The following is a 25,135-nucleotide window of genomic DNA, read 5'->3' on the forward strand; positions in this document are numbered from 1 at the left end:
GTGACGCGTTTTTTTCTCGCGCAGTAACTGGCCCCTGGCCCACGGCGTTTCCCTGAGGGGAACGCCGTTTTTTCGTCCTGCTGTCTGTAACCACCCTGTTCTTTTCCCCACCAGCAACCTGGCCAGACAGATTGATTTCTGCTTCTCATTTTTCCTGCATCTGACCTATACTGTTTTTATATACAGTATTTTCAGGGTGCCGATGATGTATGCATTGGTCGACGTAAACTCTTTCTACGCCAGCTGCGAAACCGTGTTTCGCCCGGATCTGCGCGGCAGGCCGATCGTGGTGCTGTCAAACAACGATGGCTGCATTATCTCGCTGAGCCGCGAAGCGAAGGCGCTCGGCATCAAAATGGGTGCGCCCTGGTTTAAACATCGCGACGAGCTGATGCGTCATCAGGTGGTGGTGTTTTCATCTAACTATGCGCTGTACGGCAACATGTCGGCGCGCGTGATGGAGACGCTCGACCGGCTGGCGCCGCGCGTAGACGTCTATTCGATTGACGAGGCCTTTCTTGATGTCAGCGGAATTGAAGGCTACACCTCGCTGACGCGCTTTGGACAGCAGGTACGTGACTGCCTGTGGAAAGAGACGCACCTGAAAGTGGGCGTCGGCATCGCGCCAACGAAAACCCTCGCCAAGCTGGCTAACTGGGCGGCCAAACGCTGGACCAAAGCCGAAAACGTCATGGACCTCTCTGATCCGGCGCGCCAGCGCGGCCTGATGCAGCGGGTGGGCGTAGAGGAAGTGTGGGGCGTCGGCCGCCGTTTATCCAGCAAGCTGAACCTGATGGGCATTCAAACCGCCCTGCAGCTGGCGGAGACGCCCACTGCGCTGATTCGCAAGCATTTCGGCGTGGTGCTGGAGCGCACCGTGCGCGAGCTGCGCGGCGAACCCTGCCTGGCGTTTGAAGAGGTGATTCCGCACCGGCAAAATATCCTCTGCTCGCGCTCGTTTGGCGATCGCATTACCGATTATCAGGATATGCGCGAAGCCATCGCCAGCTATGCGGCACGCGCAGCGGAGAAACTGCGCAGCGAGCGTCAGTATTGCCGCTACATCGGCACCTTTATCCGCACCAGCCCGCACGATCCGCATCAGCCCTACTATGCCAACGCCGCCAGCCAGACGCTGATTACCCCTACCGCCGACAGCCGCGACATTATTCAGGCCACGCTCAACTGTCTGGATCGCATCTGGATCCCCGGCAAGCGCTACCTGAAAGGCGGCGTAATGCTGGGCGACTTTTTCAGCGACGGGGTGGCGCAGCTTGATCTGTTTGCTGACTATCAGCCGCGCCGTAACAGCGATCAGCTGATGGCGCTGATGGATAAGATCAACGCCCACCAGCGCGGTGCTTTGTGGTTTGCCGGTCAGGGGATCCAGAAACCCTGGGCAATGAAACGCGACATGCTGTCTCCGGCTTACACCACGCGTATTAGTGACGTGCCGCGCGTGAAGGCCAAATGACGCTGCGCGCGATAAGCAAGGCGCGGCGGGCTAAGCAGCGCGACGTTGCGCCCGAAATGTTAACAGAAAGCGGCTTGAATTCAGCGTGCTGAACCCCCACTCTAACGCTTTCGCCCTGACAGGAGTAAAACAATGGCAACCGAATATGCGATTATCGCGGGTGGCTGTTTCTGGTGCACCGAAGCAGTATTTAAAGATGTGATTGGCGTCGAGTCAGTCGAAAGTGGTTACACCGGCGGTGAACGTCCTAATCCCACCTACGAGCAGGTGTGCAGCGGCGCGACCGGCCACGCCGAAGCGATTCGCGTAGGCTTCGATCCGGAGAAAGTGAGCTACGGCGATCTGCTGGACATCAGCTTTGCCACCCACGATCCTACCCAGCTGAACCGTCAGGGTAATGATGTCGGCACCCAGTACCGTTCGGCGATTTTCCCGGCTAACGCGGAACAGGAAGCCGAAGCGATTGCGGCAATTGCCCGCGCGCAGGAAGATCACAGCGTGCCGGTGGTGACCACCATCGAGCCGCTGAAAGCCTGGTACCCGGCAGAAGATTATCATCAGGATTACTGGGATGGTGCGGGTCAGCGCAACGGTTACTGCCTGGCGGTGATCCCGCCGAAGCTGCAGAAACTGCGTAAAAGCTTCGCTAACCGGGTGAAACAGGGTTAACCCGCCCGCTCTCCCCCACGGAAGGTCGTCATCGCTGACGGCCTTCCTGCATTTAGCGCGACCCGCTGCGGATTATCCGTCATAATAGCCCCCCGTTTTCCGCAGAGCACGACCATGATCTCACCACAGCAAGCCACGCCAGTGCGCAGGCGACCGATGAAGCTCAACACCCTGGTGACGCTGATGCTCAGCGCGGTGATTGTGCTGGTGCTGCTGAGCGTACACATGTTTTATTTCTTCCAGATTGGCGCCGCGACGCGCAGCCAGCTGGAGGATAAAGCCATGGCAGTGGCGCGCACGCTGGCGAAATCACCCGAAATTCAGCAGGCGCTGCGCCTGCCGCCCGACCGGGCCGCTATCCAGCCCATCGCCAAAGCGGTGGAAGAGAGCAACCATCTGCTGTTTATCAGCATCACTAACATGGATGGCATCCGCTACTCACACCGTAATCCGGAGCTGGTGGGCAAACACTTTATCGGCCCGGACATCGAACCGGCGCTGCGTGGCAACGAGAATGTCTCCGTGAATCAGGGCTCGCTGGCCAAATCGCTGCGCGTGTTTACCCCGGTGTACGACGCCCAGCAGCGGCAGATTGGCGTGGTGGCTATCGGCATCTCGCTGGAGGCGGTCACCGACCAGATCAACCAGAGTCGCTGGAGCATTCTGTGGACCATTCTGATCGGCACTTTTGCCGGCGCGGTTGGCACCTTCATTCTGGTGCGCGTGCTGAAGCGTATCCTGTTCGGCCTCGAGCCATACGAAATTTCCACCCTGTTTGAGCAGCGCCAGGCGATCCTTAACTCCGTCAAGGAAGGCGTGGTGGCGATGGACGATCAGGGCGAGGTGACGCTGGTCAATCAGGCGGCGCGCCAGCTGCTGAGCGATAAAATGGGCAGCAGCGTGGTGAGTACCGCGCGCATTTATGATGCCTCGGTGATCGACCAGCATCTGCAGGAAGTGCTCAACGGCGGTCGCGCACGGCGCGATGAGGAGCTCAACGTCAATGGCCGACTGCTGCTGAGCAACACCGTGCCGGTGCGCAGTCAGGGACGCATTATCGGCGCGGTCTGCACCTTCAGGGACAAGACCGAAATCAGCCAGCTGATGCAGCGTCTGACCGGCATGGTAAACTATGTTGATGCCCTGCGTGAGCGCTCGCACGAGTTCATGAATAAGCTGCATGTGATCCTTGGCCTGCTGCACATGAAAAATTATGCGCAGGTAGAAGCCTATATTCTGAAGACCGCTAATAACTATCAGACGGAAATCGGCTTCCTGCTGGAGAAGATCAAATCACCGGTGATTGCCGGTTTTCTGCTCAGCAAAATTAACCGCGCCTCTGATTGCGGCCATCGTCTGACCATCAGCGATGCCAGTTACCTGCCGGACAGCGGCAACGAGCAGCAAATGGCGGCGCTGATCACCGTGGTCGGCAACCTGGTGGAGAATGCGCTGGATGCGATGAGTGAGCAGACCGAGGGCGAAATCCACGTCATGCTGCACTATCAGAACGGCTGGCTGACCTGTGAAGTGAGCGATGACGGACCGGGTATTGCGCCGCAGCATCTGGCAACCGTGTTCGACAAGGGCTTCTCTACCAAAGGCGAGGATCGCGGGGTCGGCCTGTTCCTGCTGAAACAGCAGACGGAGCACCTCGGCGGCAGCGTCAGCGTGGAGTCCGAGCCTGGCGTGTTCACCCAATTTTTAGTCCAACTTCCGTGGGATGGAGGAACCAAACCGCATGATTAACGTGTTAGTGGTCGACGATGACGCCATGGTGGCCGAGCTGAACCGCAGCTTTATCGGCCAGGTGCCGGGCTTTCACTGCGTGGGTACCGCCGCGACGCTGCAGCAGGCGCGCGAGTTCCTGTTTAATAGCGAAACGCCGATCGACCTGGTGCTGCTGGATATCTATATGCAGCAGGAGAACGGGCTCGATCTGCTGCCGGAGCTGCGCCAGGCGCAGAGTTCAGTGGAAGTGATCATCATTTCGTCAGCGGCCGACGCGGAGAATATCAAAACCTCGCTGCACTACGGCGTGGTCGACTACCTGATCAAACCGTTCCAGTTCCCGCGTTTTGAAGAGGCGCTGACCGGCTGGCGGCAGAAAAAATCGCTGATGGACAACCAGCACTACTACCAGCAGTCGGACCTCGATCTGCTGATGCACGGCAGCCCGGCCACCCAGCACGACAACAAACGGCTGCCGAAAGGCTTAACGCCGCAGACGCTGCGCACGCTGTGTCAGTGGATTGACGCCCACCCCGGCCATGAGTTTTCTACCGACGAGCTGGCGGCCGAAGTGAACATTTCACGCGTTTCGTGTCGCAAGTACCTGATCTGGCTGGCGCAGATTAATATTCTGTTCACCAGCATTCACTACGGCGCCACCGGCCGCCCGGTGTATCGCTATCGCCTGCAGCCGGAGTACCATTCGCTGCTGCAGCAGTACTGTCAGTGACGCAGCTGCCAGCTGAAATCCAGCTGGCTGAAGCGGAAATGGCGCGCCGGCGAGCAGATAATCTGCCGATCGCGGGTGACAAACACCGCGTCAATATCAGGCTGGCCGGCGAGATACGCCAGCCCCTGCTCTGGGCCCATGCCGTACAGCAGCGTGGTATAGATATCGCCATCCAGCGAGCGATCGGCAATCACCGTCACGCTCAATAACTCATTGTCCAGCGGATAGCCGGTGTGCGGATCAAAGATGTGATGCCAGCAGCGGCCGTCGCGTTCAAAGTAGCGCTCATAAATCCCGGACGTCACCACCGATTTGCCCTGCACCTGCAGCGTACCCAGCAGCTCATCGTCCCGGCCAAACGGTTTTTTGAGCCCGATGCCCCAGCCCTGCGGCTGATGCGGCGGGCTGCCGAGCGTCTGCACATTGCCACCGAGATTAATCAGCGCCTGCGCAACACCCTGCTGACGCAGAAATGCCTGCACCACATCGGCGATGTAGCCTTTCGCGATGGCGCCCAGATCGATCTCCATGCCCGGCAGCGGCAGAAACACCGAGCGCTGTTCGGCATCCAGTACCACCTGATGTGGATCGGTCAGGCGCAGCAGCGTCTCAATCTCCGCTGCGGGCGGCACTTCACGCCCCTGAAAACCAATCTTCCAGCGTTTCACCACCGGACCGATAGTGAAGTTAAACGCGCTGTCCGGCAGGATGCTCACCGCGTGCGCCACGCTAATCAGCGCAAAAACCGGCGCGCTCACCACCACCGGATGGCGTCCGGCGGCCTGATTAATGGCCATCACTTCAGATTCGGCGCGGTTGACGGTAAACAGGTTTTCCTGCTGTTTGATCAGGCGAAAGACCTGGCTGGCCAGCGTGGGATTGTCTTCGAACAGTTTAAGCAGAATGGGCGAACCCATGAGGACGGCAGAATAGGAATGGACGCCAGCGTCGCTTGTCATTGTGGCCCCGCAAAAGAACGATGCCCGCGGGCGCGGGCATCGTGATAGCTTAGTTACCTAACGCCAGTTTAGCGGCATTACGGCCCGCTTTGATACCAAAGATAATGATATCGGCGACGGCGTTACCGCCGATGCGGTTCGCACCGTGGATACCGCCGACCACTTCACCCGCCGCCCAGGCACCAGGAATCACCTGTTTCTGCGCGTCAAGCACCGCGGTCTCGGTATTGATGGTCACGCCGCCCATGGTGTGGTGCACGCCCGGTGCGATACGAATCGCGAAGAACGGACCCTGATTGAGCGGATGACGCAGCGCGGTGGCACGGCCAAAGTCTTCGTCTTTCTGGTTAATCACAAACTCATTGTAACGGCCCAGCGTGCTTTGCAGCGTTTCCTGATCCATGTTGAGTTTCACCGCCAGTTCGTGTGGCGTTGGCGCGCTAATCACAAAGCCTTTGGCGATGTATTCGTCCGCCGCTTTGTTGTTGGCACGTACCTGCTCATCGAACACGATCCACGCGCTTTTTTCCGGCAGCGCGATAATCTCGGCAGAAACTTTGTCACGGGTTTCCATTTCATTGTAGAAACGCTTACCGGCCTGGCTGACCAGAATCGCCCCGCCGCCGCGCATCGCTTCGGAAATCAGGTACGAGGTGGTCTGCTCAACCGTTGGGTGAATCTGGATTTCGCCCATGTCGACGGTCTCAGCGCCAATTTTCTGCAGCATGGCGATACCGCTGCCGGTGGCGCCTTTGTGGTTGGTGGTGACGAAACCATCCAGCTCCGGACGGTATTTCACCACCATCTCGCGGTTGGCACTGAAGCCACCGGTGGCCACAATCACGCTTTTCGCATTCAGGATGCGGCTGTCGTTATATTCATCGACCACTTTCACGCCGGTCACCGCACCGTTTTCAAACAGAATCTCGGCCACTGAGGTTTCCAGCAGCACTTCGATGTTGCGCTGGTTAACGTTTTTCACCAGGCCGCTAATCAGGAAGCCGCCCACCGCCGAGCGATCTTCCGGACGGTGCGTACGGTCAATGCTCATGCCGCCGGTGATGGTGATATCGCTCAGCTCAATGTCTTTCGCCGCCAGCCACTCAATGGCTTCTGGCGCACGCTCAACGAACTCACGCAGCAGCACCGGGTTGTTTTTGAATTTGCCACCTTTCAGCGTTTCCTCGTAGAACAGCTCTTTACTGTCTTCGATGCCTTTCAGTTTCTGATAACGGGTTTCCGCGGCATTCATCCCCACCGACGCTTTGATGGTGTTACCGCCAATGGTGGGCATCTTCTCAATGATCACCACGCGCGCGCCGTCATCGTGCGCCTGAATCGCCGCCGCCAGACCGGCCCCGCCGGTACCAACCACCACCACATCGTAATTGACCGGCGCATTCGGGTTACCGCCCTCTTCAATCACATACTCTTTGCTGGAAGTGGTCAGCGCGCGCGATACCGCTTTCTTCAGCGCCTCACTCTGCGTGGTAGCGCCGGTAATGGCATCGACGTGCGGACTGTTCGCCACCAGAATACGTTCACGCAGGCTTTCAAAGGTGCTGGTGAAATCGACGTCGAGGTTAGGATCCGGCACCAGCGAGATGTCGGTGATACGGTCGGTGTCGAGCGTCACGTTGATTTTCAGCTTCAGCGCTTCGGCTTCCACTTTCGCCTGGTAAACGCCGGCTTTGTACTTACGATGGCCATCGCTGACGTCACGGATCATCGCATCCACCAGCGAGAAGCGCCACAGCGGTTCCGGAATGGTCAGCGCTTCGCGTTTGGTGCTGTCGATGTACAGATCCATGTGCTCGTTTTTGATGATGCGATCGGCCCAGTCCGGATAGGCAATACAGGCTTTACCAATCGCCACCAGATCGAAGCCCGAGGCCAGCGCCAGTTCGGCATCCTCTTTGTTCACCACGCCGCCAACGCCAATCACCGGCACTTTCGCCAGCGTTGCCGAGCGCTGTTCAATGTATTTGCTGATTAAAGGCGTCGGATCCTGAGTGTCGACAATCGACGGACGCAGCAGCTGGCCGACAGAGAAGTGCACGTAATCCAGCCCGCGCGCCGCCAGTTTTTCCAGCAGGTACAGCGTGTCGTCCCAGCGGATACCGGGCACTTCCAGCTCTTCCGGCGAGAAGCGATAGCCGATGATGAAATCCGCTGCGGCGAAGCGCTCCGCCATTTTATGGGTGATTTCCAGCACTTCCAGCGGGAAGCGCGCGCGGTTGTCGCGGCTGCCGCCCCATTTGTCGTCGCGCTGGTTAGAGTTAGGCGAGTAGAACTGTTGAATCAGGTAGGTGTTAGCGCCGTGGATCTCCACGCCGTCGAAGCCGGCTTTAATGGCGCGGTTCACCGCATCACCAAACTTGGTGATCATCACCTCCACTTCTTCCGCCGTCAGCGCCTGCGGGGTGCTGGCACCTTCACGCGGCGCGGCGATAGCGCTGGGCGCGACCGGGGTTTTCCCGCCGATAAGCGCGGGCTCAACCATGCGGCCGCCGTGGTAAATCTGCAGAATGGCTTTGGAACCCTGGGACTTGATGGCGTGCGCGATTCTGGCCAGGCCAGGGATTTTGTTGTCGCTGTCGATGCCGATAGCGCCCGGGAACGCCGGACCGCGGTTATCGATAAAGGCGCACTCGACGATCACGGTGCCGATGCTGCCGGCACGCACGCGATAATACTCAACGAGATCGCTGGTCACGCCGCCGTCGTAATAGCCGGTACAGGTGGTCATCGGGGCCATCACCAGGCGGTTTTTCAGCACCGCCCCTTTCGGTAATGTCAGCGGATTAAGAATCGGGGTGAGCGTATTCATGATGAGCAACTCCAGAATTAAGAAATCGTGTATTCAATTCTTTGGCAGTTCGGAGGTCTTTATAATTAATTTAAGTGGTCCGACTTCATGGTATAAATATACCATTTTATTTAGTTACATAACCCAGAATGTTAGTTATATAAGTTTTACGCGTGAAAATACTTTTTATTGCTCATTGCTGAAATCCGCGCTCCGCTAAGTTTTAACCAATACTTGACAAAAATCAACTTTTTCCTTACATTTAAAACAAATGAAGTAATATCAAAGAGATAAAAAGAGCTTTTCGACCGACTCTGGCGCTATTTTTGCCGTTTCGTTCACTTTTAACACATATTTTACACCTGTTGGTTCATTTATTACGGCGCAAAACGTTAAAACAAAAAACCCGCTAATAATTTTATTGATCCAGATCAAAATAGATATTTTAATTAATCGCATCATAGCGTCATTCAATTGATAATTCGCGAAGCAAAATTGCAATAACGAAGATTCATGTAAAAGACACTTTAAAACGTCCCGGTTGATCTGCTACAAGCGTTTCGTAACTAAAAAAATCAACCCGACCGGGCCGTCAATCGCATTCCCATAACTTGCAGACCAAAACTATGAATACACAAACAACCCAGAGTGAACCCCTAAAGGCGCCACCTGCCGCACCGGGGAAAAAGAACCGGCTAGTCATGTTGTGCCTGCCGATCGTGGTTGCCGTGCTGTTGCTGCTGGTACCTACCCCTGCCGGGCTGGAGCCGTATGCATGGCACTTCTTCGCCATCTTCGTCGGGGTGATTGTCGGCCTGATCTTCGAACCGCTGCCGGGCGCGGTCATCGGCCTGACCGGTGTGGTGATCATCGCGCTGTTCAGCCAGTACGTGCTGTTCAGCCCGGCAGAACTGGCCGATCCGAAGTTCAAAACGGCCGGACAGGCGTTTAAATGGGCGGTGAGCGGCTTCGGCAACTCCACAGTGTGGCTGATTTTCGGCGCCTTCATGTTTGCCGCCGGCTACGATAAAACCCAGTTTGGTCGCCGCCTGGCGCTGATTCTGGTGAAATATCTCGGCCGTCGCAGCCTGACGCTCGGCTATGCCATCACCTTTGCCGACCTGCTGCTGGCACCGTTTACGCCGTCCAACACCGCGCGCAGCGGCGGCACCATCTATCCCATCATTGCCAACCTGCCGCCGCTGTACGGTTCTAAACCTAACGACCCAAGCGCACGCAAAATTGGTTCTTACCTGATGTGGGTTGCTATCACCGCCGCCTGTATCACCAGCTCAATGTTCCTCTCCGCGCTGGCCCCTAACCTGCTGGCGCTGGCGCTGGTAAAAAGCGTGGTTGGCTTTGATATCTCGTGGGGCATGTGGTTCCTCGCCTTCCTGCCGCTGGGGATCCTGCTGATTCTCACCATGCCGCTGCTGGCTTACTGGCTCTATCCACCAGAAGTGAAAGTGAATGACGAAGTGCCACGCTGGGCTAAAGCCGAGCTGGAGAAACTGGGTCCGCTGTCGCGCAATGAAATTCTGCTGCTGGTGTTCGTGGTCGCTGCGCTGATGATGTGGATCTTCGCGACCGCATGGATTGAACCGGCGATGGCCGCCCTGCTGGTTATCGTGCTGATGCTGTGGACCGGCGTGCTGAACTGGAACGATATCACCAGCAACAAAGCCGCATGGAACACCTTTGCCTGGTTTGCCACCCTGGTCGCGCTGGCCGATGGCCTGGCACGCGTGGGCTTCATCGCCTGGCTGGGTAAAGAAGGGGCGCTGCTGCTGCACGGCTACGACCCGCAGGTTTCAGCGGTGGTACTGCTGGTCGCCTTCTACCTGCTGCACTATCTGTTCGCCAGCACCACGGCGCACACCACCGCCCTGCTGCCTGCCATGCTGACCATCGCCGCGTCGATTCCAGGCATCAACATGCCGGTGTTCTGCCTGATGATGTGTACCTCACTGGGTGTGATGGGCATTATCACCCCGTACGGCACAGGCCCAAGCCCGATTTACTACGGTAGCGGCTACCTGCCAACCAAAGACTACTGGCGTCTCGGTACCATCTTTGGTGCCCTGTTCCTGGTGGCGCTGATGGTCATTGCCTACCCGTGGATGGTGATGATGTTCTGATGATGTTGCTTTGATGTTAAAAACGCAGCCGCGTAATAACGTTAAAGTGGTATGATACTCGCCAGTCAGCTCTTGCCGCGGACTGGCGAGAGAAAATCGAATAACAGATCGCCTAATTTGTCGCCCGTCATGCTGGCGGGCAACACGAAGCTAAGTGAGCCAACATGTCGAACAAACCCTTCTACTACCAGAATCCCTTTCCTCTCGCCAAAGATGATACCGAGTACTATCTGCTGAGCCGCGACCATGTTTCGGTGGCCAACTTTGACGGTGAAGAAGTCCTGAAAGTCGACCCGAAAGCGCTGACGCTGCTGGCGCAGCAGGCGTTCCACGATGCCTCTTTCATGCTGCGCGCGTCACATCAGCAGCAGGTGGCGTCGATTCTGGCGGACGATGAAGCCAGCCAGAACGACAAATACGTGGCGCTGCAGTTCCTGCGTAACTCAGAAATCGCCGCCAAGGGCGTGCTGCCGACCTGCCAGGACACCGGCACCGCCATCATCATGGGTAAAAAAGGCCAGCGCGTCTGGACCGGCGGCGGCGATGAAGCCGCGCTGTCTCAGGGCGTTTACAACACCTTTATCGAAGATAACCTGCGCTACTCGCAGAACGCGCCGCTCGATATGTACAAAGAGGTCAACACCGGCACCAACCTGCCGGCGCAGATCGATCTCTACAGCGTTGACGGCGACGAATACAAATTCCTGTGCATCGCCAAAGGTGGCGGTTCTGCTAACAAAACTTATCTGTATCAGGAAACCAAAGCGCTGATCACACCAGCGAAGCTGAAAAACTACCTGATCGATAAAATGATGTCGCTCGGCACGGCGGCCTGTCCGCCGTACCACATTGCGTTTGTCATCGGCGGCACTTCCGCTGAGAGCACGCTGAAAACCGTGAAACTGGCGTCAACCCACTATTACGATTCGCTGCCGACCGAAGGTAACGAACACGGTCAGGCGTTCCGTGACGTGCAGCTGGAACAGGAACTGCTGGAAGCCTCGCAGAAACTCGGCCTCGGCGCGCAGTTTGGCGGTAAGTATTTTGCTCACGATATCCGCGTGGTGCGTCTGCCGCGTCACGGCGCATCCTGCCCGGTGGGCATGGGCGTTTCCTGCTCGGCTGACCGCAACATCAAAGCCAAAATTAACCGCGAAGGCATCTGGATCGAGAAGCTGGAAGACAACCCAGGCCGCTATATCCCGGAAGCGCTGCGTCAGCAGGGCGAAGGCGAAGTGGTCAGCGTCGATCTCAATCGCCCGATGAGCGAGATCCTCGCCCAGCTCTCCGCTTACCCGGTGGCAACACGTCTGTCGCTGAACGGCACCATCATCGTGGCGCGTGATATTGCGCACGCCAAACTGAAAGAGCGCATCGACAACGGCGAAGGTCTGCCGCAGTACATCAAAGATCACCCGGTGTACTATGCAGGCCCGGCGAAAACGCCGGAAGGTTACGCGTCCGGTTCACTCGGTCCGACCACCGCCGGCCGCATGGACTCCTACGTCGATCTGCTGCAGGCTAACGGCGGCAGCATGGTGATGCTGGCCAAAGGTAACCGCAGCCAGCAGGTGACTGATGCCTGCCATAAACACGGCGGCTTCTATCTGGGCAGTATTGGCGGCCCGGCGGCGGTGCTGGCGCAGCAAAGCATTAAGAGTCTGGAATGCGTGGAGTATGCCGAACTGGGCATGGAAGCGATCTGGAAAATTGAAGTGGAGAACTTCCCGGCGTTCATCCTGGTGGATGACAAAGGCAATGACTTCTTCCAGCAAATCCACAACCAGTGTGCTGCCTGCGTGAAATAAGCCGGCCTGCAATAAAAAAATCCGCGGCGTAAAAGCTGCGGATTTTTTTGTCTGCCAGCCCCTGCGGCGCTCACACACCGCGCAGCTGCACGTCCAGCAACAGATCGGCATCGTCGTCGTTCTGGCCAATCACGTAGATCGCCTGGCGGCCCGGCAGATTTACGGTAATGATATTCTCTTCGACCGCATCCAGCACTTCGTCGTGCTGCTCCTGAAAGTGGTACAGGGTGTTCATCTTCTCTCCTTAAAAACGGTGCGTTACTGTATAAACTCACGTCTCTTAATATCGACAAGACGCGTCTTAATAACAGGGGGAATAATCTGTTTTTTCTGTCAGCACTGTGACAGGGCTGTGTGACGTTGCCATGAAGGCGGCAGCGGCGCGCACCGCTGCCGGTTAAATCAGAAAAAGCCGAGAGGTTGCGTGCTGTAGCTGACCAGCAAATTTTTGGTCTGCTGATAGTGATCGAGCATCATTTTGTGGGTTTCACGGCCAATACCGGATTTTTTATAGCCGCCAAACGCGGCGTGCGCCGGATAGAGGTGATAGCAGTTGGTCCAGACGCGACCGGCTTTGATCGCGCGACCTACGCGGTAAGCACGGTTAATATCGCGCGTCCACACGCCCGCACCGAGGCCGTAAATCGAATCGTTGGCGATGGCAATCGCTTCCGCTTCGTCTTTAAAGGTCAGCACGCCGACCACCGGTCCGAAAATCTCCTCCTGGAAGACGCGCATGCTGTTATCACCTTTCAGCAGCGTCGGCTGTATGTAGTAACCGCTGGCAAACGCCTCACCGATTTTCTCCACCCCGCCGCCGTGCAGCACCTGCGCGCCCTCCTGCTGAGCAATCTCCAGGTAAGAGAGAATTTTGTCGAACTGCTGCTGCGACGCCTGCGCGCCGATCATGGTCTCAGTGTCGAGCGGATCGCCACGCTTAACGGTCTGAATGCGCTTCATCACCGCCGCCATAAACGGCTCAAAAATCGACTCCTGCACCAGCGCGCGTGACGGGCAGGTACAGACTTCGCCCTGATTAAGGAAGCCCAGCACCACGCCTTCGGCTGCTTTTTCGATGAAGCTCTCCTCCGCCTGCATGATGTCTTCGAAGAAAATGTTGGGCGACTTGCCGCCCAGCTCGACGGTGGACGGGATCAGGCTTTTTGCCGCCAGCTCAAGAATGTGGCCGCCGGTGGCGGTCGATCCGGTAAAGGCGATTTTGGCGATACCCGGATGCGAAGCCAGCGCCTCGCCGGCCTCTTTGCCGTAGCCGTGCACCACGTTAATCACGCCCGGCGGCACCAGGTCTTTAATCAGCTCCATCAACAGGGTAATGGAGAGCGGCGTCTGTTCAGCGGGCTTCAGCACCACGCAGTTACCGGCACCCAGCGCCGGCGCCAGTTTCCACGCCGCCATCAGCAGCGGGAAGTTCCACGGGATAATTTGTCCGACGACCCCAAGCGGCTCATGAAAGTGGTAGGCGGCGGTGAACTCGTCAATCTCTGCCGCGGTGCCTTCCTGGGCGCGCACGCAGCCGGCAAAGTAGCGGAAGTGGTCAACCGCCAGCGGTAAATCAGCCGCCAGGGTTTCACGCACCGGCTTACCGTTATCCCAGGTTTCATTGACCGCGATGGCTTCCAGATTGGCTTCCAGCCGGTCGGCAATTTTCAGCAGCAGCAGCGAACGCGCCTGCGGCGAGGTTTTGCCCCATGCGTCCGCAGCGGCCTGTGCGGCGGCGATGGCGTTGTCGATATCCTGTTTATCCGAGCGCGGGAATTCGCCGATGGTCGAGCCGTTGACCGGCGTGGTGTTAACAAAATAGTTACCGTTTACCGGCGGAACAAATTCGCCGTTGATGAAGTTGCCATAACGCGATTGCAGGTGGATGAGAGAACCGGTTTCTCCCGGAGCAGCGTAACGCATGGTGTTTCTCCTTGCGGGACAGAGTGGCGATTAACAACATTTAAACTTGTTATTAACATTGAGCGAACAATGCCAGCCTGTCAGATCGCTCAGCGGGAAACTGTGACCGCATCGAAGGAAAAGAGGGCATTAAGAAACTGCCCTGCCGTCACGCCATAACCTGCGCCTGTCGCAGACAGATAATTCCGAGTTTGGCCATAAGCGTGATGAAAAGCGGAACATGTGCGAATTGTGCGGTCAATATGAAGCAGACCCGTGAACAGGAGAACAAGATGCTGGCTTCAGCCCTGATGGTAATGCGCGCCAAAGCGAACTTCGTTCAGCAATTTATCCGCAATCCGCGCAAAATGGGCAGCATCACGCCCTCTTCAGCCGCCCTGTGTCGCGCCATGTGTGAAACGGTCAACTGGGAGCACAGCCTGCGCATTGCCGAGCTGGGCGCCGGCGACGGCGTGCTGACCCGCCATCTGCTGGCACATATGGCACCGCAGGCGCAGCTGGATGTGTTTGAAATCAGTCCCGAGCTGGTAAAAGGGTTACGCCGCTGGAACGATGCGCGCATGCAGGTGCGCGCCTGCTCCGCAGAGTATTTGTCCGGCGAGTACGACGTGATTTTTTCCGGCCTGCCGCTGCTGTCACTGCCGCCCGCAACGCGCGACGCCATTCTTAGCGCGGTGCATGAAGGACTGGGGCCGCGTGGCGTCTTTATCCAGTTTCAATACACCTCGCTGACGCAGCCCAGCCTGTCACGCTACTTCACCTGGCAGCGCCAGCGGGTGCTGAAAAATATGCCACCCGCCTGGGTTTATCGCTGCACGCGGCATTACGCGCCCTGAGCCTGCGCCTGCGGGCGCGTTTGCTGCCAGAAACGCTGCAGCAGCTCGCGCGCCCAGTCTTCGCCTGACAGCTGCGCGCCATCATCGCTGACGCCGGAAGGCAGACAGGCGGTCATGATGTTATGGTCGAACTCCGGATGGAACTGCACCGACAGCGCCTGCGGCGAATAGCGCAGGATCTGACAACCATCCAGCGCTGAACGCGCCAGCACCTGTGCCTGCGGCGGCGGTACCAGCACCGACTGGCGGTGCGACAACCACGCCGGGAAGGCCTCCGGCAACTGTGCCAGCCACGGATCGCGGTGCGGGGTGCGCGTCAGGGTTTTCAGCCCGCGCTCCCAGCCGTTCGGGTTATCGCCCACTTTACCGCCCAGCGCATAGGCCATCAGCTGATGGCCATAGCAAACGCCGAGCAGCGGCAGTTGCGCGTCGATGGCTGCACGAATCCAGGCGGCGGTGCGCTCGCTCCAGTCGGCGTGATCGGTCACCATCGCCCACGAACCGCTGAAAATCGCGCCGCTGATGCCAGAGAAAGCCGGCAACTCTTCCCCGAGATGCGGCCGCACAATGACATAATCATCCGGCTGTAGCGCCAGGGCTGCAATAAACCACTGTGGTTGTTCACCAATTTTTGCCACCACCTGCGGCGGCGGCGTTTCGAGTTGAATCAGAGCAAGGGGTAAGGTGCGGATCTGTGTCATGCCGAATACGGTCCTCAAATGATCGTGTTTCGGACATCCACTCTGACAGTAAATTTGCCCCCTGTCCTGGATTTTTCGGCATAAGCTAATGCCATTACGAAAAAAAGCGTCGCCCGCGTGCGCTAACCGATCGCCTTCGTGCCATCATTAGACGGTGACAACATCGATAAAACAAAGGACAGCAGCGTGGCGGTGCGGCATTTTTTTCTGGTTCTGATGGTAGTTTGCATCTGGGCCTTCAATAACGTGGCGGTGAAGTGGGGATTGCTGGAGCTTCCGCCGCTGTTTCTCACCTGGATGCGCTTTGTGGTGGTGGCTATCGTGCTGGTGCCGTTTTGCCGCATCACGCGCGCCCAGCTGCCGTGGCTGCTGACGCTGGCGTTTACTTTTGGCTTCATGCACTTTTCGCTGCTGTTTGTCGGCATGCGCTATACCGATGCCGGCACCGGCGCCATTGTGGTCCAGCTGGGCACACCGATTGCCATGCTGCTGGCGATGGTGGTGCTGAAGGAGAAACTGCGGCTGGTGCAGCTGTGCGGTATCGCCATCTCGCTGGCCGGGGTGGTGGTGCTCTCCGGCAGCCCGACAATTCCGGCGTGGTGGGTGCTGTGTATTCTGCTGTGCAGCGCCACTGGCTGGGCGGTGAGCAACATGATTGTGAAAAAGTCACCGCCGATTAAACCGCTGACGCTCACCGGCTGGATCTCTTTCCTTGCGGTGCCGATTGTCGGCGCGGCCTCGTGGCTGACCGAATCGCAGCAGTTTACCGCGCTGAGCCACGCCGGCTGGCGCGGCTGGTTTGGCATCCTGTACAGCGCCCTCGCCTCGTCGATTGTCGCCTACACGCTGTGGTACGCGCTGCTGAAAAAATATAACGTCAACCTGATCATGCCCTACTCGCTGCTGACGCCGGTGCTGGCGGTACTGATGGGCGTGCTGGTGCTGGGTGACAGCATGAACAGCTTCAAAATCCTTGGAGCCTCGCTGGTGGTGCTGGGGACGGCGATTGCGGTGATTAACCTGCGTAACCTGCGTATGCATGCCCGCTTTCCGCGCCTGCGCCGCCGCTGATCCACTCTGCTATGCTTGAAGCTCGCGTGTTTTCCGGAGGTTTAGCATGGATTCTCAACGTGCTGCCGCATTGTGGCAGCAACTGTGGCAGGGATTGCGAGGTGCGGAACACGCGCCAACGATCCACTTTATTCAGACCGACAGCTTCCCCTCGGCTTTTGCCGTTAGCGAACTCGCCGCCACCAGCATCGGCCTCGCCAGCCAGGCGCTGAGCGATCTGCTGGGGCGTCCGGCCCCGGTCAGCGTCAACGTCCGCCTGGCCTCGCGCTGGTTTCAGCACAGCCTGACGCCGCTGAACCGTCCGCCAGCCGCCCAGTGGGATGCGCTGGCCGGTGACTATCCGTGCGAGGATGGCTGGATCCGCCTGCACACCAACGCACCGCATCATCGCGCCGCCATGGCGCGCGTGCTGGGCGAGCACGCCGAACGATCATCGCTGGCGGCGGTGGTGGCACGCTGGCAGGGACACGCGCTGGAGCAGGCCGTGGTCGACGCCGGCGGCTGTGCCGCCTGGATGCGCAGCTCACAACAGTGGCAGCAGCACGCGCAGGGGCTGGCGGTAAGCGAAGAAGCGCTGATTGCCCAACGGGCAACCGGCGAAGCGCCCACGCCGGGCTGGGCGCTGCTGCCGGCGCGACCGCTGCTGGGCGTGCGGGTGCTGGATCTGACGCGCATCATTGCCGGACCGGTAGCGACCCGCTTTCTGGCCAGCCTCGGCGCGCAGGTGCTGCGCATCGATCCGCCCGGCTGGCGTGAACCGACGCTGGAAGAGGAGATCAACTGCGGCAAACGCTGCACGCAGCTGGATATCAAAACCCGCGCCGGGCGCGATCGGCTGATTACGCTGCTACAACATGCGGATGTGCTGGTGCACGGCTACCGCGCGGATGCACTGGAAAAGCTGGGGCTGGATGCGGAGAGCCGTCAGCGGCTGGCGCCGGGGCTGGTGGATGTCAGCCTCAACGCCTGGGGCTGGCACGGGCCGTGGCGCAACCGGCGCGGTTTTGACAGCCTGGTGCAGATGGCCTGCGGCATCGCCGAACAGGGTATGCGCTGGCAGGCAGGCGTTAAACCGACGCCGCTGCCGGTGCAGGCGCTGGATCACGCCACCGGCTATATGATGGCGGCCGCGGTGCTGGAAGGATTACGCCAGCGCCGAATTAACGGCACCGGCTGGCAGGCGCGTTTGTCGCTGGCGCGTACCGCGCTGCTGCTTCAGCAGCACGGCGCAGCGCCACAAGGCGAACAGCGCGGCATTACGCCGCAGCCGCACGATGCGCTGAGCGCGCTGGAGATCAATCGCTGGGGGATTGGCGAGCGCCTGCGCGCCGCGGCTTATCTGCCCGGTACGCCGATGCTGTGCGCGGCACCGGCGCAGCTGCCCGGCAGCAGCCATCCCTGCTGGTGACGACTCAGGCGTCGTCGCCCTCTTCACGCAGTTCGTCATACATCGCCTGAATCGCCTCACGGCTCAGCGCCGCCAGCGTGCGATAAAACGCGGTGGTGGCGTGGGCTTCCACTTTACCGAGGAAGGCGCCGCACCACGGCAGCAGGTAGTCATCGAACAGCGCCAACTGGGCCGCCGCCTCATCTTCCGCAGACTGATCTTCCAGCCAGGAGGCCGCCAGCAGCAGCACGCCAAAGTGATCGGCCGGCGACTCGCTCAGTGGCATACCGCGTGAGGTTAAAAACGCCCGCACCTCGGCTTCCTGCGGTCCGTTCGGCCACTGTGAGGCGTACGGCGGTACGCTGCAGTCGCTGCCGACGAACAGCGCGTTGTAATCCGCCGCCAGCGCCTGCGGATCGCTATTCTGCTGCAGCCGGGTCAGCAGTTCATCCTGCTCCAGCGGCCACTGATCTTTCAGTTTGCCTTCGCGCAGCAGGGTGAACAGCGGCACCAGCAGCGGGTCCTGCGGCTGGCGATTAAACAGCGAGCCGATGACGCGGCAGAGAATGGAAAACTCATTCATGCAACAGAATTCCTTGAGGCAAAAAAGTTAAAAGTCGGCAAATTCCGCAATGTGTTTGCCGGTGCGCTGTTCGAGAAAGTCGAGCAGGCGACGCGGCGTGACATTTAACACGCGATCCTGCGGAAAATCCACTTCGCGCGTAATACGCAGGCAGTGTTCGAAATCACCGAGCGTAAAGGCGGTGTGCGAATCAGAGCCAAACGCCAGCCGGCCACCGGCGTCACGCACCGCTTCCGCAATCGCGCGGCAGTTAGGTTCACTGCCCGGACGCGAATGGGTAAACGACGAGTTGTTGATCTCCAGCGCCACATCGTAGTGCGCGGCGGCTTCCGCGATGGCGCGAATATCCACCGGGAATTTCGGGTTGCCCGGATGACTGATGATGTGCACCAGTCCGCTGGCCATGGTGGCGATCATCGCTTCGGTGTGGTGGGCCTTGTCGCGCGGCGCATAGACCGGCTCATGGAAGCCGGCGACAATCAAATCCAGCGCATCCAGCATCGGCCCGCTGCAATCAATCTCACCCTGCTGATTTTTGATGTTGGCTTCAATGCCGCGCAGCACGCCGACGCCGTCAATCACGCGCGGCCAGATGCGCATATTCACAAAATGCCAGTAGTGCGGCGCATCGGCCATGTCCGGACCGTGATCGGTAATGGCGAACAGCTTCAGGCCGTTCTGTTTCGCCTGCGCGACGTAATCGTGCAGCGTGCTGTAAGCATGGGTGCTGGCCACGGTGTGCATATGTAAATCGACGGGATACATCCTCTTCTCCTCTGCTGAATTAATAGCCACGCTGGCGATCGACCAGACCGCGCGGCTGTTGGCCCTGCTCCAGTGCCGTGATGGCACCGGCGATATAGTCCATCGCCTCATGCGGCAAGGTGGTGGCGGCATTATGCGGGGTAATCATGACACGCGGATGAGACCACAGCGGACTCGCGGCCGGCAGCGGTTCCACCTGGAACACGTCCAGCGCCGCAGCGGCCAGCTGCCCGCTCTCCAGCGCCGCCAGCAGATCGGCCTCCACCACGTGCGCACCGCGTGCGAGGTTGAGGAAACAGGCGCCGCGCGGTAGCGCGCTGAGAAAGGCGCCATCGATCAGGTTGCTGGTTTCCGGCGTGGCGGGCAGCAAATCAATTAATACCTGACTGTCAGCGAGAAAATCCGCCAGCTGGTCGCGGCCATGAAAGGTGGTGACCCCCGCTATCTGCTTCGGCGAGCGGCTCCAGCAGCGCAGCGGAAAGCCCCACTGGCGCAGGCTCTCCAGCACGCTGCGGCCAAGCACGCCGGCCCCCAGCACGCCAATGGTAAAAGTAGCACGTTCACGGTCCGGCAGCGGCTGCCATAGCGCCTGTCGCTGCTGCTGGTGATAGTCGGCGAAGCGGCGGAACCAGCCCAGCACGCACCAGTTCGCATACTCCTGCATCTGGCGTGCCATGCCGGTGTCTTCCAGCCGGTAGAGCGGCACCGCATCAGCCAGCATCTCAGGGTGCGTGCGCAGCTGCCGCAAAATTTCGTCTACGCCGGCCCCCATGGCGAATACGCCACGCAGCGCCCGTCCCGCCAGCATCTCCACCGGCGGCGATCGCACAATGGCGTAGTCGGCGGGGGCACTGTCGCCCGGCTGCCACTGGCGGATGCGCACCGACGGCAGACGCTGGCGCATGCCGTCCAGCCACGGCTGCGGATTCAGTGACGGGTGATACCAGATGATCTCCATACTGCTCTCCTTTTTTTCTTTCAGCCTCAGTCAAATAGAGGCGCAGGGCAAGTAAAAACCCGCACCGCACCGCAATTTTCCGGCGATTAATCGCGAAGGCTTCACATTTCCGCCGCTGCAAAAGGCTAAGCGGCGCGTTAACGTCTAAAGTTGTTCGGGTGGTCAATGCGTTAGCGCACCACCTTTTCGGACAAGGAGAAAAACCGATGATAAAAAATGTAGTGTTTACGCCTGCGCGTCTTACCCTGTTGCTCAGCGCGGCGCTGCTGAGCGCGTCTGCTGTGCACGCTGAGGATAACAGCCGCATGCTCAGCGCCCAGCCGCAGCCGCCGGATGTGCGACTCGGCCCACTATTCAGTGCCGTGCAGCAGGCCAGATTTTATCCGGACCAGAAAACCTTTGCCGATGCGGTCCCCAAATATGACCCGGCGTCGATTCTCGCCGACTGGCAGATGCAGAAAAATCAGCGTAATTTCGATCTCAGGCGCTTCGTGGACACCAACTTCATCCTGCCCAAAGCGCAGGATAAATACGTGCCGCCCGCCGGCCAGAGCCTGCGCGCGCACATCAATGGCCTGTGGCCGGTGCTGACGCGCAGCACGCCAACGGCCAGCCAGTACGATTCGCTGCTGCCACTGCCGAAACCGTACGTGGTGCCAGGCGGGCGTTTCCGCGAAGTCTATTACTGGGACAGCTACTTCACCATGCTCGGGCTGGCAGAGAGCGGCCACTGGGATCGGGTGCAGGATATGGTGGACAACTTCGCCAGCGAGCTGGACAAGTACGGCCACATCCCTAACGGCAACCGCAGCTACTATCTCAGCCGCTCGCAGCCGCCGTTCTTCAGCCTGATGGTGGATTTGCTGGCCAGCCACAAGGGAGATGATGTCTACCGCCAGTATCTGCCACAGCTGCAAAAAGAGTATGACTACTGGATGGCGGACAGCGATAAGGTGGCTGCCGGCCAGGCGAGCAAGCGCGTGGTGAAGCTGAGCGACGGCACCCTGCTCAATCGCTACTGGGATGACCGTGACGTGCCGCGCACCGAATCCTGGCTGGACGATGTCAACACCGCGAAAAAAGCGCCTGAGCGCAATAAACAACAGGTGTATCGCGATCTGCGCGCGGGCGCCGCCTCGGGCTGGGACTTCAGCTCACGCTGGTTCACCGATGCGCACAATCTGGCCTCGATTCGCACCACCCAGCTGGCCCCGGTGGACCTCAACAGCCTGCTGTTCCACCTGGAGCAGACGCTGGCGAAAGCCGCGAAGCTGGCAAAACAGAATGATAAAGCGCAGCAGTTTGCGGCGGATGCAGAGAAGCGCCAGGCGGCGATCAATCGTTACCTGTGGGATGACAAACAGGGCTGGTATGCCGACTACGATTTCCAGAAAAAGCAGGTGCACAATCAGCTCACCGCCGCCACGCTGTTCCCGCTGTATATGCAGCTGGCGGGCGACAAACAGGCTGAACGTACCGCCGCCGCCGTGGAAAAACAGCTGCTGAAACCGGGCGGGCTGGTCACCACGACGGTAAACAACGGCCAGCAGTGGGATGCGCCTAACGGCTGGGCGCCGCTGCAGTGGGTAGCGGTTGAAGGTCTGGAGCACTATAAGCAGAACCAGCTGGCGCAGCAGATTGGTCTGCGCTTCCTGCAAAATGTGCAGCAGACTTACGATCGCGAGCACAAGCTGGTCGAGAAGTATGTGGTCGACGGTGCCCAGCTGGGCGGTGGTGGTGGTGGCGAGTATCCGCTGCAGGACGGTTTTGGCTGGACCAACGGCGTAACGCTGAAGCTGCTGGATAAGTATTGTCCGAAAGATAAAACCTGTAACAGCACGCGCGACATCCCCTCAATGCCGACGCTAAACGCGGCGAAATAACCCTAACGTCAGGTGCGCCGCCGTGCGCACCTGCTTCTCAGGCCCGATGCCACAGCCAGGCGATGACCACGCCCGGCGCTGCAGCATCCCCCTGCGCATCACACTTTTCCATTACTTATCTTTTACATCTTGAAACACCCCTTACTAAAAGATAATAATTCTCAATCTTAAAATGACTCTTTTTCTCATCGTTAACCGCCGCGCTGGTGTGGTGCGGCTTTTGTTCTCAGCCAAAGGAATCATTATGACCGCGCTGTTCCCCCTCAACCGTGGCCGGCTGCTGTGCGCGCTGGCGCTGGCGTTTCCGGCACTCGGCGTAGCCGAACCCTCTCTGGTGGTCACCGCACAGCCGCAGGAGAGCGCCACCTCGCCCACGGCGGACTATCTCGCCACCCGCAGCGGCGCCACGAAAAGCGATCGTCCACTCGTCACCACGCCGCAGTCCATTTCCGTGGTGACGCGTCAGCAGATTGACGATCAGGGCGCGCAGGATATGAACCAGGCGCTGGGCTATACCCCGGGGGTTTTCACCAACTTTGGTGGCACGGCCACGCGTTACGACACCATTTCGCTGCGCGGTTTCCACGGCGGTGACGTCGACAACACCTTCCTTGACGGTCTGCGCGTGATGAGCGACGGCGGCAGCTTCAACATCCTGCAGGTGGATAACTGGTTCCTTGACCGCATCGACGTAATTAAAGGCCCCTCTTCTGCCCTTTATGGTCAGACGGTGCCGGGCGGACTGGTGAACATGGTCACGAAGCGGCCGCAGTTTGCTTCACAGGGCCATTTACGCTTCGCCACCGGCAGCAATGCCAGCAACAGCGCCGCCTTTGATTACACCGATGCGATTAACGATCAATGGGCGTACCGCCTGACCGGCATCACGCGCAACAGCGATACCCAGTACGACCACACGCGCGAAGAGAAATATGCGCTGTCACCCCAGCTGCTGTGGCAGCCGGATGAAGACACCAGCCTGCTGCTGCGTGCTTATCTGCAAAAAGATCCCTCAGGTGGCTATCACGGCTCGGTGCCGGCGGAAGGCACGCTGTACAGCCACAATGGCCGCTGGCTGAACGACGGCTTCTATGAGGGCGACAGCGCGCTGGATCAGTTCAAACGTCATGAGCAGATTTACGGCTACGACTTTTCGCACCGTTTCGATGAGGTATGGTCGGTGCACAGCACCGGCAGCTACAGCCATTCCAGCGTGGCGCTCGACCAGGTGTACCAGATTGGCTGGAACAGCGACAATCCGGACCTGCTCAATCGCTACTACTCCGGTGAGCGCTCTTCGCTCAGCGCGTGGGCGACTGATAACCAGCTGCAGGCGGAGTTTGCCAGCGGTGCGCTGCAGCATCGCGTCACGCTGGGCGCGGAGTATCACCGCTACAAAAATGATTTGAGCGACGCCAGCGGTGCTGCCTCACCGCTGAATGCCTGGAGCGGCGAGGCCATCGGCAGCCAGCCGGATTACCTCTGGACAGCGCAGACGCGCCGCTACTATCAGAGCGGCCTCTATCTGCAGGATGAGATGGCGTGGCAGCGCTGGCATCTGGATTTGTCTGGTCGCTATGACCGCATCGTGTCAGAGAATGGCAATAGTCGTCGTCAGGACGATCACGTCAGCGGCCGCGCCGCGCTGCTGTACGCCTTTGATAACGGCGTGTCGCCGTACGTCAGCTGGAGCCAGGCGATTACCCCGGCTTCGCTGACCGATCCCGACGGAAATCAGCTAAAACCGACCACCTCAGAACAGTATGAAGCCGGGGTGAAATACCAGCCGAACGGCACGCGCGATCTCTACAGCGTGGCCCTGTACGATCTGACACAGAACGATGTGGCCAACCGTAACGTGCAGGACGGCACCTACACCCCGTCCGGCAAAGTGCATGCACAGGGCATTGAACTGGAGGCGCGCAGCCAGCTGACCGAACGGTTCAGCACCATTGCCGGTTATACGCTCAACCATCTGCGCTTTAAGGATTCCGTGGACGGCAACGATGGCCATACGCCGTACGTCACGCCAAATAGCATGGCGTCGCTGTGGGGGCATTATCAGTTTGATTACGGCCTGAGCGCGGGTGCCGGGGTGCGCTATATTGGCCGCCAGTGGGCCGATAACGAAAACACCACCCGTTTGCCGTCGGTGACCCTGTTTGACGCCTCGCTGCGCGCCGATCTGGGCGCGTGGCAGCCGAATCTGAAAGGTGCCTGGCTGCAGCTGAATGCCCGCAATCTGACGGATAAAAAGTATCTGGCAGCCTGCTACGGCACCGGTTACTGCTATCGCGGCGCGGAGCGGACGCTGACCGCCACAATCGGCTACGATTTCTGACGACATAAAAAAATCCGCAGCCCCGGACGGGACTGCGGATCTTGTTGAATCGTGATTTGGCGTCAGCTGCGGACTTTACGGTAGATCCACAGCACCACAATGGCACCGATCACCGCGACCACAAAGCTGCCAAAGTTGAAGCCGTCAACCCGGCCAAAGCCGAACAGGGTACTGATCCAGCCGCCCACCACCGCACCGACAATCCCGAGTACCACGGTCAAAATAAATCCGCCGCCATCTTTACCTGGCATGATCCATTTAGCGATAATCCCGGCAATCAGACCAAAAATAATCCATGAAAGAATACCCATTTGCTGCTCCTTACGTTATGAATCAAGGTGTTCATCGCGCTAAGTATAGCCGGGAATT

The 25,135-nt window shown here is 59.0% G+C and carries 20 protein-coding genes; 11 read left to right on the forward strand and 9 right to left on the reverse strand.

The annotated features are described in order from the left end of the window. The first annotated feature begins 205 nt into the window (after positions 1 to 205). The 4 genes from umuC to dcuR all read left to right on the forward strand — a co-directional run bounded on the left by umuC (position 206) and on the right by dcuR (position 4,604). Entirely contained in the window at positions 206 to 1,474 is a 1,269-nt protein-coding gene (gene umuC / locus C1N84_RS10910) for a translesion error-prone DNA polymerase V subunit UmuC (RefSeq protein WP_211725515.1), read from the forward strand. A gap of 132 nt (positions 1,475 to 1,606) precedes the next feature. Next, positions 1,607 to 2,143, forward strand: coding sequence for a peptide-methionine (S)-S-oxide reductase MsrA (gene msrA, locus C1N84_RS10915; protein WP_021506337.1), 537 nt, complete (start codon positions 1,607 to 1,609; stop codon positions 2,141 to 2,143). Between the two features lie 114 nt (positions 2,144 to 2,257). Next, positions 2,258 to 3,892 (forward strand): sensor histidine kinase, encoded by a 1,635-nt coding sequence (locus C1N84_RS10920; RefSeq protein ID WP_058769658.1) that lies wholly within the window; start codon positions 2,258 to 2,260, stop codon positions 3,890 to 3,892. Next, the gene (gene dcuR / locus C1N84_RS10925; protein ID WP_021506339.1) at positions 3,885 to 4,604 is read left to right on the forward strand and encodes a two-component system response regulator DcuR; all 720 of its coding nucleotides are present in this window, start codon (positions 3,885 to 3,887) and stop codon (positions 4,602 to 4,604) included. The genes C1N84_RS10920 and dcuR overlap by 8 nt, the downstream gene beginning before the upstream one ends. Here the strand turns inward: dcuR and C1N84_RS10930 are convergent. Then, on the reverse strand, positions 4,598 to 5,563 hold the full coding sequence (locus C1N84_RS10930) for an FAD:protein FMN transferase (protein ID WP_238560970.1): 966 nt from the start codon (positions 5,561 to 5,563) through the stop codon (positions 4,598 to 4,600). The genes dcuR and C1N84_RS10930 overlap by 7 nt on opposite strands. 49 nt (positions 5,564 to 5,612) lie before the next feature. Next, positions 5,613 to 8,393 carry a flavocytochrome c gene (locus C1N84_RS10935; protein WP_021506341.1) on the reverse strand — a complete coding sequence of 927 codons (2,781 nt, stop codon included), beginning with the start codon at positions 8,391 to 8,393 and terminating at the stop codon, positions 5,613 to 5,615. Between the two features lie 605 nt (positions 8,394 to 8,998). Between C1N84_RS10935 and C1N84_RS10940 the strand changes: the two genes are divergently transcribed. Then, entirely contained in the window at positions 8,999 to 10,510 is a 1,512-nt protein-coding gene (locus C1N84_RS10940) for an anion permease (RefSeq protein WP_058769656.1), read from the forward strand. Positions 10,511 to 10,674: 164 nt separating this feature from the next. Continuing rightward, on the forward strand, positions 10,675 to 12,318 hold the full coding sequence (gene fumA, locus C1N84_RS10945; protein WP_058769655.1) for a class I fumarate hydratase FumA: 1,644 nt from the start codon (positions 10,675 to 10,677) through the stop codon (positions 12,316 to 12,318). Positions 12,319 to 12,388: 70 nt separating this feature from the next. Here the strand turns inward: fumA and C1N84_RS10950 are convergent, their stop codons facing one another. Beyond that, positions 12,389 to 12,553 (reverse strand): hypothetical protein, encoded by a 165-nt coding sequence (locus C1N84_RS10950; RefSeq protein WP_021506344.1) that lies wholly within the window; start codon positions 12,551 to 12,553, stop codon positions 12,389 to 12,391. Positions 12,554 to 12,720: 167 nt separating this feature from the next. After that, the gene (locus tag C1N84_RS10955; RefSeq protein ID WP_394541625.1) at positions 12,721 to 14,241 is read right to left on the reverse strand and encodes an acetaldehyde dehydrogenase ExaC; all 1,521 of its coding nucleotides are present in this window, start codon (positions 14,239 to 14,241) and stop codon (positions 12,721 to 12,723) included. 272 nt (positions 14,242 to 14,513) lie between these two features. Here C1N84_RS10955 and C1N84_RS10960 point away from each other — a divergent pair, with 272 nt between their 5' ends. Further along, positions 14,514 to 15,077 (forward strand): class I SAM-dependent methyltransferase, encoded by a 564-nt coding sequence (locus tag C1N84_RS10960; RefSeq protein WP_058776501.1) that lies wholly within the window; start codon positions 14,514 to 14,516, stop codon positions 15,075 to 15,077. On the opposite strand, the gene C1N84_RS10965 is transcribed toward C1N84_RS10960, so the two are convergent. Then, positions 15,065 to 15,778 (reverse strand): glutamine amidotransferase, encoded by a 714-nt coding sequence (locus tag C1N84_RS10965; protein WP_058769654.1) that lies wholly within the window; start codon positions 15,776 to 15,778, stop codon positions 15,065 to 15,067. The genes C1N84_RS10960 and C1N84_RS10965 overlap by 13 nt on opposite strands. A 186-nt stretch (positions 15,779 to 15,964) precedes the next feature. Here C1N84_RS10965 and C1N84_RS10970 point away from each other — a divergent pair, with 186 nt between their 5' ends. Together C1N84_RS10970 and C1N84_RS10975 are read left to right on the forward strand one after the other, a co-directional pair. Next, positions 15,965 to 16,849: a DMT family transporter gene (locus tag C1N84_RS10970; RefSeq protein ID WP_125309416.1), complete on the forward strand. Its 885-nt coding sequence runs from the start codon at positions 15,965 to 15,967 to the stop codon at positions 16,847 to 16,849. A 46-nt stretch (positions 16,850 to 16,895) separates the two neighbouring features. Then, the gene (locus C1N84_RS10975; protein WP_264441355.1) at positions 16,896 to 18,257 is read left to right on the forward strand and encodes a CoA transferase; all 1,362 of its coding nucleotides are present in this window, start codon (positions 16,896 to 16,898) and stop codon (positions 18,255 to 18,257) included. Between the two features lie 4 nt (positions 18,258 to 18,261). On the opposite strand, the gene C1N84_RS10980 is transcribed toward C1N84_RS10975, so the two are convergent. The 3 genes from C1N84_RS10980 to ghrA are packed head-to-tail and all read right to left on the reverse strand — an operon-like array spanning position 18,262 to position 20,542. Continuing rightward, on the reverse strand, positions 18,262 to 18,819 hold the full coding sequence (locus C1N84_RS10980; protein ID WP_021506350.1) for a TorD/DmsD family molecular chaperone: 558 nt from the start codon (positions 18,817 to 18,819) through the stop codon (positions 18,262 to 18,264). Between the two features lie 27 nt (positions 18,820 to 18,846). Then, positions 18,847 to 19,584: a phosphatase gene (locus tag C1N84_RS10985; RefSeq protein WP_021506351.1), complete on the reverse strand. Its 738-nt coding sequence runs from the start codon at positions 19,582 to 19,584 to the stop codon at positions 18,847 to 18,849. A gap of 19 nt (positions 19,585 to 19,603) precedes the next feature. After that, a complete protein-coding gene (gene ghrA, locus C1N84_RS10990; protein ID WP_141495544.1) occupies positions 19,604 to 20,542 on the reverse strand; it encodes a glyoxylate/hydroxypyruvate reductase GhrA in 939 nt (312 codons plus the stop codon). Positions 20,543 to 20,748: 206 nt separating this feature from the next. Between ghrA and treA the strand changes: the two genes are divergently transcribed. Then, entirely contained in the window at positions 20,749 to 22,425 is a 1,677-nt protein-coding gene (gene treA / locus C1N84_RS10995; protein ID WP_211725093.1) for an alpha,alpha-trehalase TreA, read from the forward strand. A gap of 244 nt (positions 22,426 to 22,669) precedes the next feature. Beyond that, positions 22,670 to 24,766, forward strand: coding sequence for a TonB-dependent siderophore receptor (locus C1N84_RS11000; protein ID WP_394541626.1), 2,097 nt, complete (start codon positions 22,670 to 22,672; stop codon positions 24,764 to 24,766). Between the two features lie 62 nt (positions 24,767 to 24,828). Here C1N84_RS11000 and C1N84_RS11005 read toward each other — a convergent pair whose 3' ends face one another. Then, entirely contained in the window at positions 24,829 to 25,077 is a 249-nt protein-coding gene (locus tag C1N84_RS11005) for a GlsB/YeaQ/YmgE family stress response membrane protein (RefSeq protein WP_021506355.1), read from the reverse strand. Positions 25,078 to 25,135: the final 58 nt, after the last annotated feature.

This window comes from Pantoea sp. SGAir0418 (assembly GCF_043529865.1).

Coding starts and splice junctions, on each gene's coding strand:
- C1N84_RS11005 (WP_021506355.1), bottom strand. CDS start 25,077: ATGGGTATTCTTTCATGGATTATTTTTGGTCTGATTGCCGGGATTATC.
- C1N84_RS10955 (WP_394541625.1), bottom strand. CDS start 14,241: ATGCGTTACGCTGCTCCGGGAGAAACCGGTTCTCTCATCCACCTGCAA.
- C1N84_RS10935 (WP_021506341.1), bottom strand. CDS start 8,393: ATGAATACGCTCACCCCGATTCTTAATCCGCTGACATTACCGAAAGGG.
- C1N84_RS10985 (WP_021506351.1), bottom strand. CDS start 19,584: ATGTATCCCGTCGATTTACATATGCACACCGTGGCCAGCACCCATGCT.
- dcuR (WP_021506339.1), top strand. CDS start 3,885: ATGATTAACGTGTTAGTGGTCGACGATGACGCCATGGTGGCCGAGCTG.
- C1N84_RS10960 (WP_058776501.1), top strand. CDS start 14,514: ATGCTGGCTTCAGCCCTGATGGTAATGCGCGCCAAAGCGAACTTCGTT.
- umuC (WP_211725515.1), top strand. CDS start 206: ATGTATGCATTGGTCGACGTAAACTCTTTCTACGCCAGCTGCGAAACC.
- ghrA (WP_141495544.1), bottom strand. CDS start 20,542: ATGGAGATCATCTGGTATCACCCGTCACTGAATCCGCAGCCGTGGCTG.
- C1N84_RS10980 (WP_021506350.1), bottom strand. CDS start 18,819: ATGAATGAGTTTTCCATTCTCTGCCGCGTCATCGGCTCGCTGTTTAAT.
- C1N84_RS11000 (WP_394541626.1), top strand. CDS start 22,670: ATGACCGCGCTGTTCCCCCTCAACCGTGGCCGGCTGCTGTGCGCGCTG.
- C1N84_RS10950 (WP_021506344.1), bottom strand. CDS start 12,553: ATGAACACCCTGTACCACTTTCAGGAGCAGCACGACGAAGTGCTGGAT.
- treA (WP_211725093.1), top strand. CDS start 20,749: ATGATAAAAAATGTAGTGTTTACGCCTGCGCGTCTTACCCTGTTGCTC.
- C1N84_RS10965 (WP_058769654.1), bottom strand. CDS start 15,778: ATGACACAGATCCGCACCTTACCCCTTGCTCTGATTCAACTCGAAACG.
- fumA (WP_058769655.1), top strand. CDS start 10,675: ATGTCGAACAAACCCTTCTACTACCAGAATCCCTTTCCTCTCGCCAAA.
- C1N84_RS10940 (WP_058769656.1), top strand. CDS start 8,999: ATGAATACACAAACAACCCAGAGTGAACCCCTAAAGGCGCCACCTGCC.
- msrA (WP_021506337.1), top strand. CDS start 1,607: ATGGCAACCGAATATGCGATTATCGCGGGTGGCTGTTTCTGGTGCACC.
- C1N84_RS10930 (WP_238560970.1), bottom strand. CDS start 5,563: ATGACAAGCGACGCTGGCGTCCATTCCTATTCTGCCGTCCTCATGGGT.
- C1N84_RS10975 (WP_264441355.1), top strand. CDS start 16,896: ATGGATTCTCAACGTGCTGCCGCATTGTGGCAGCAACTGTGGCAGGGA.
- C1N84_RS10920 (WP_058769658.1), top strand. CDS start 2,258: ATGATCTCACCACAGCAAGCCACGCCAGTGCGCAGGCGACCGATGAAG.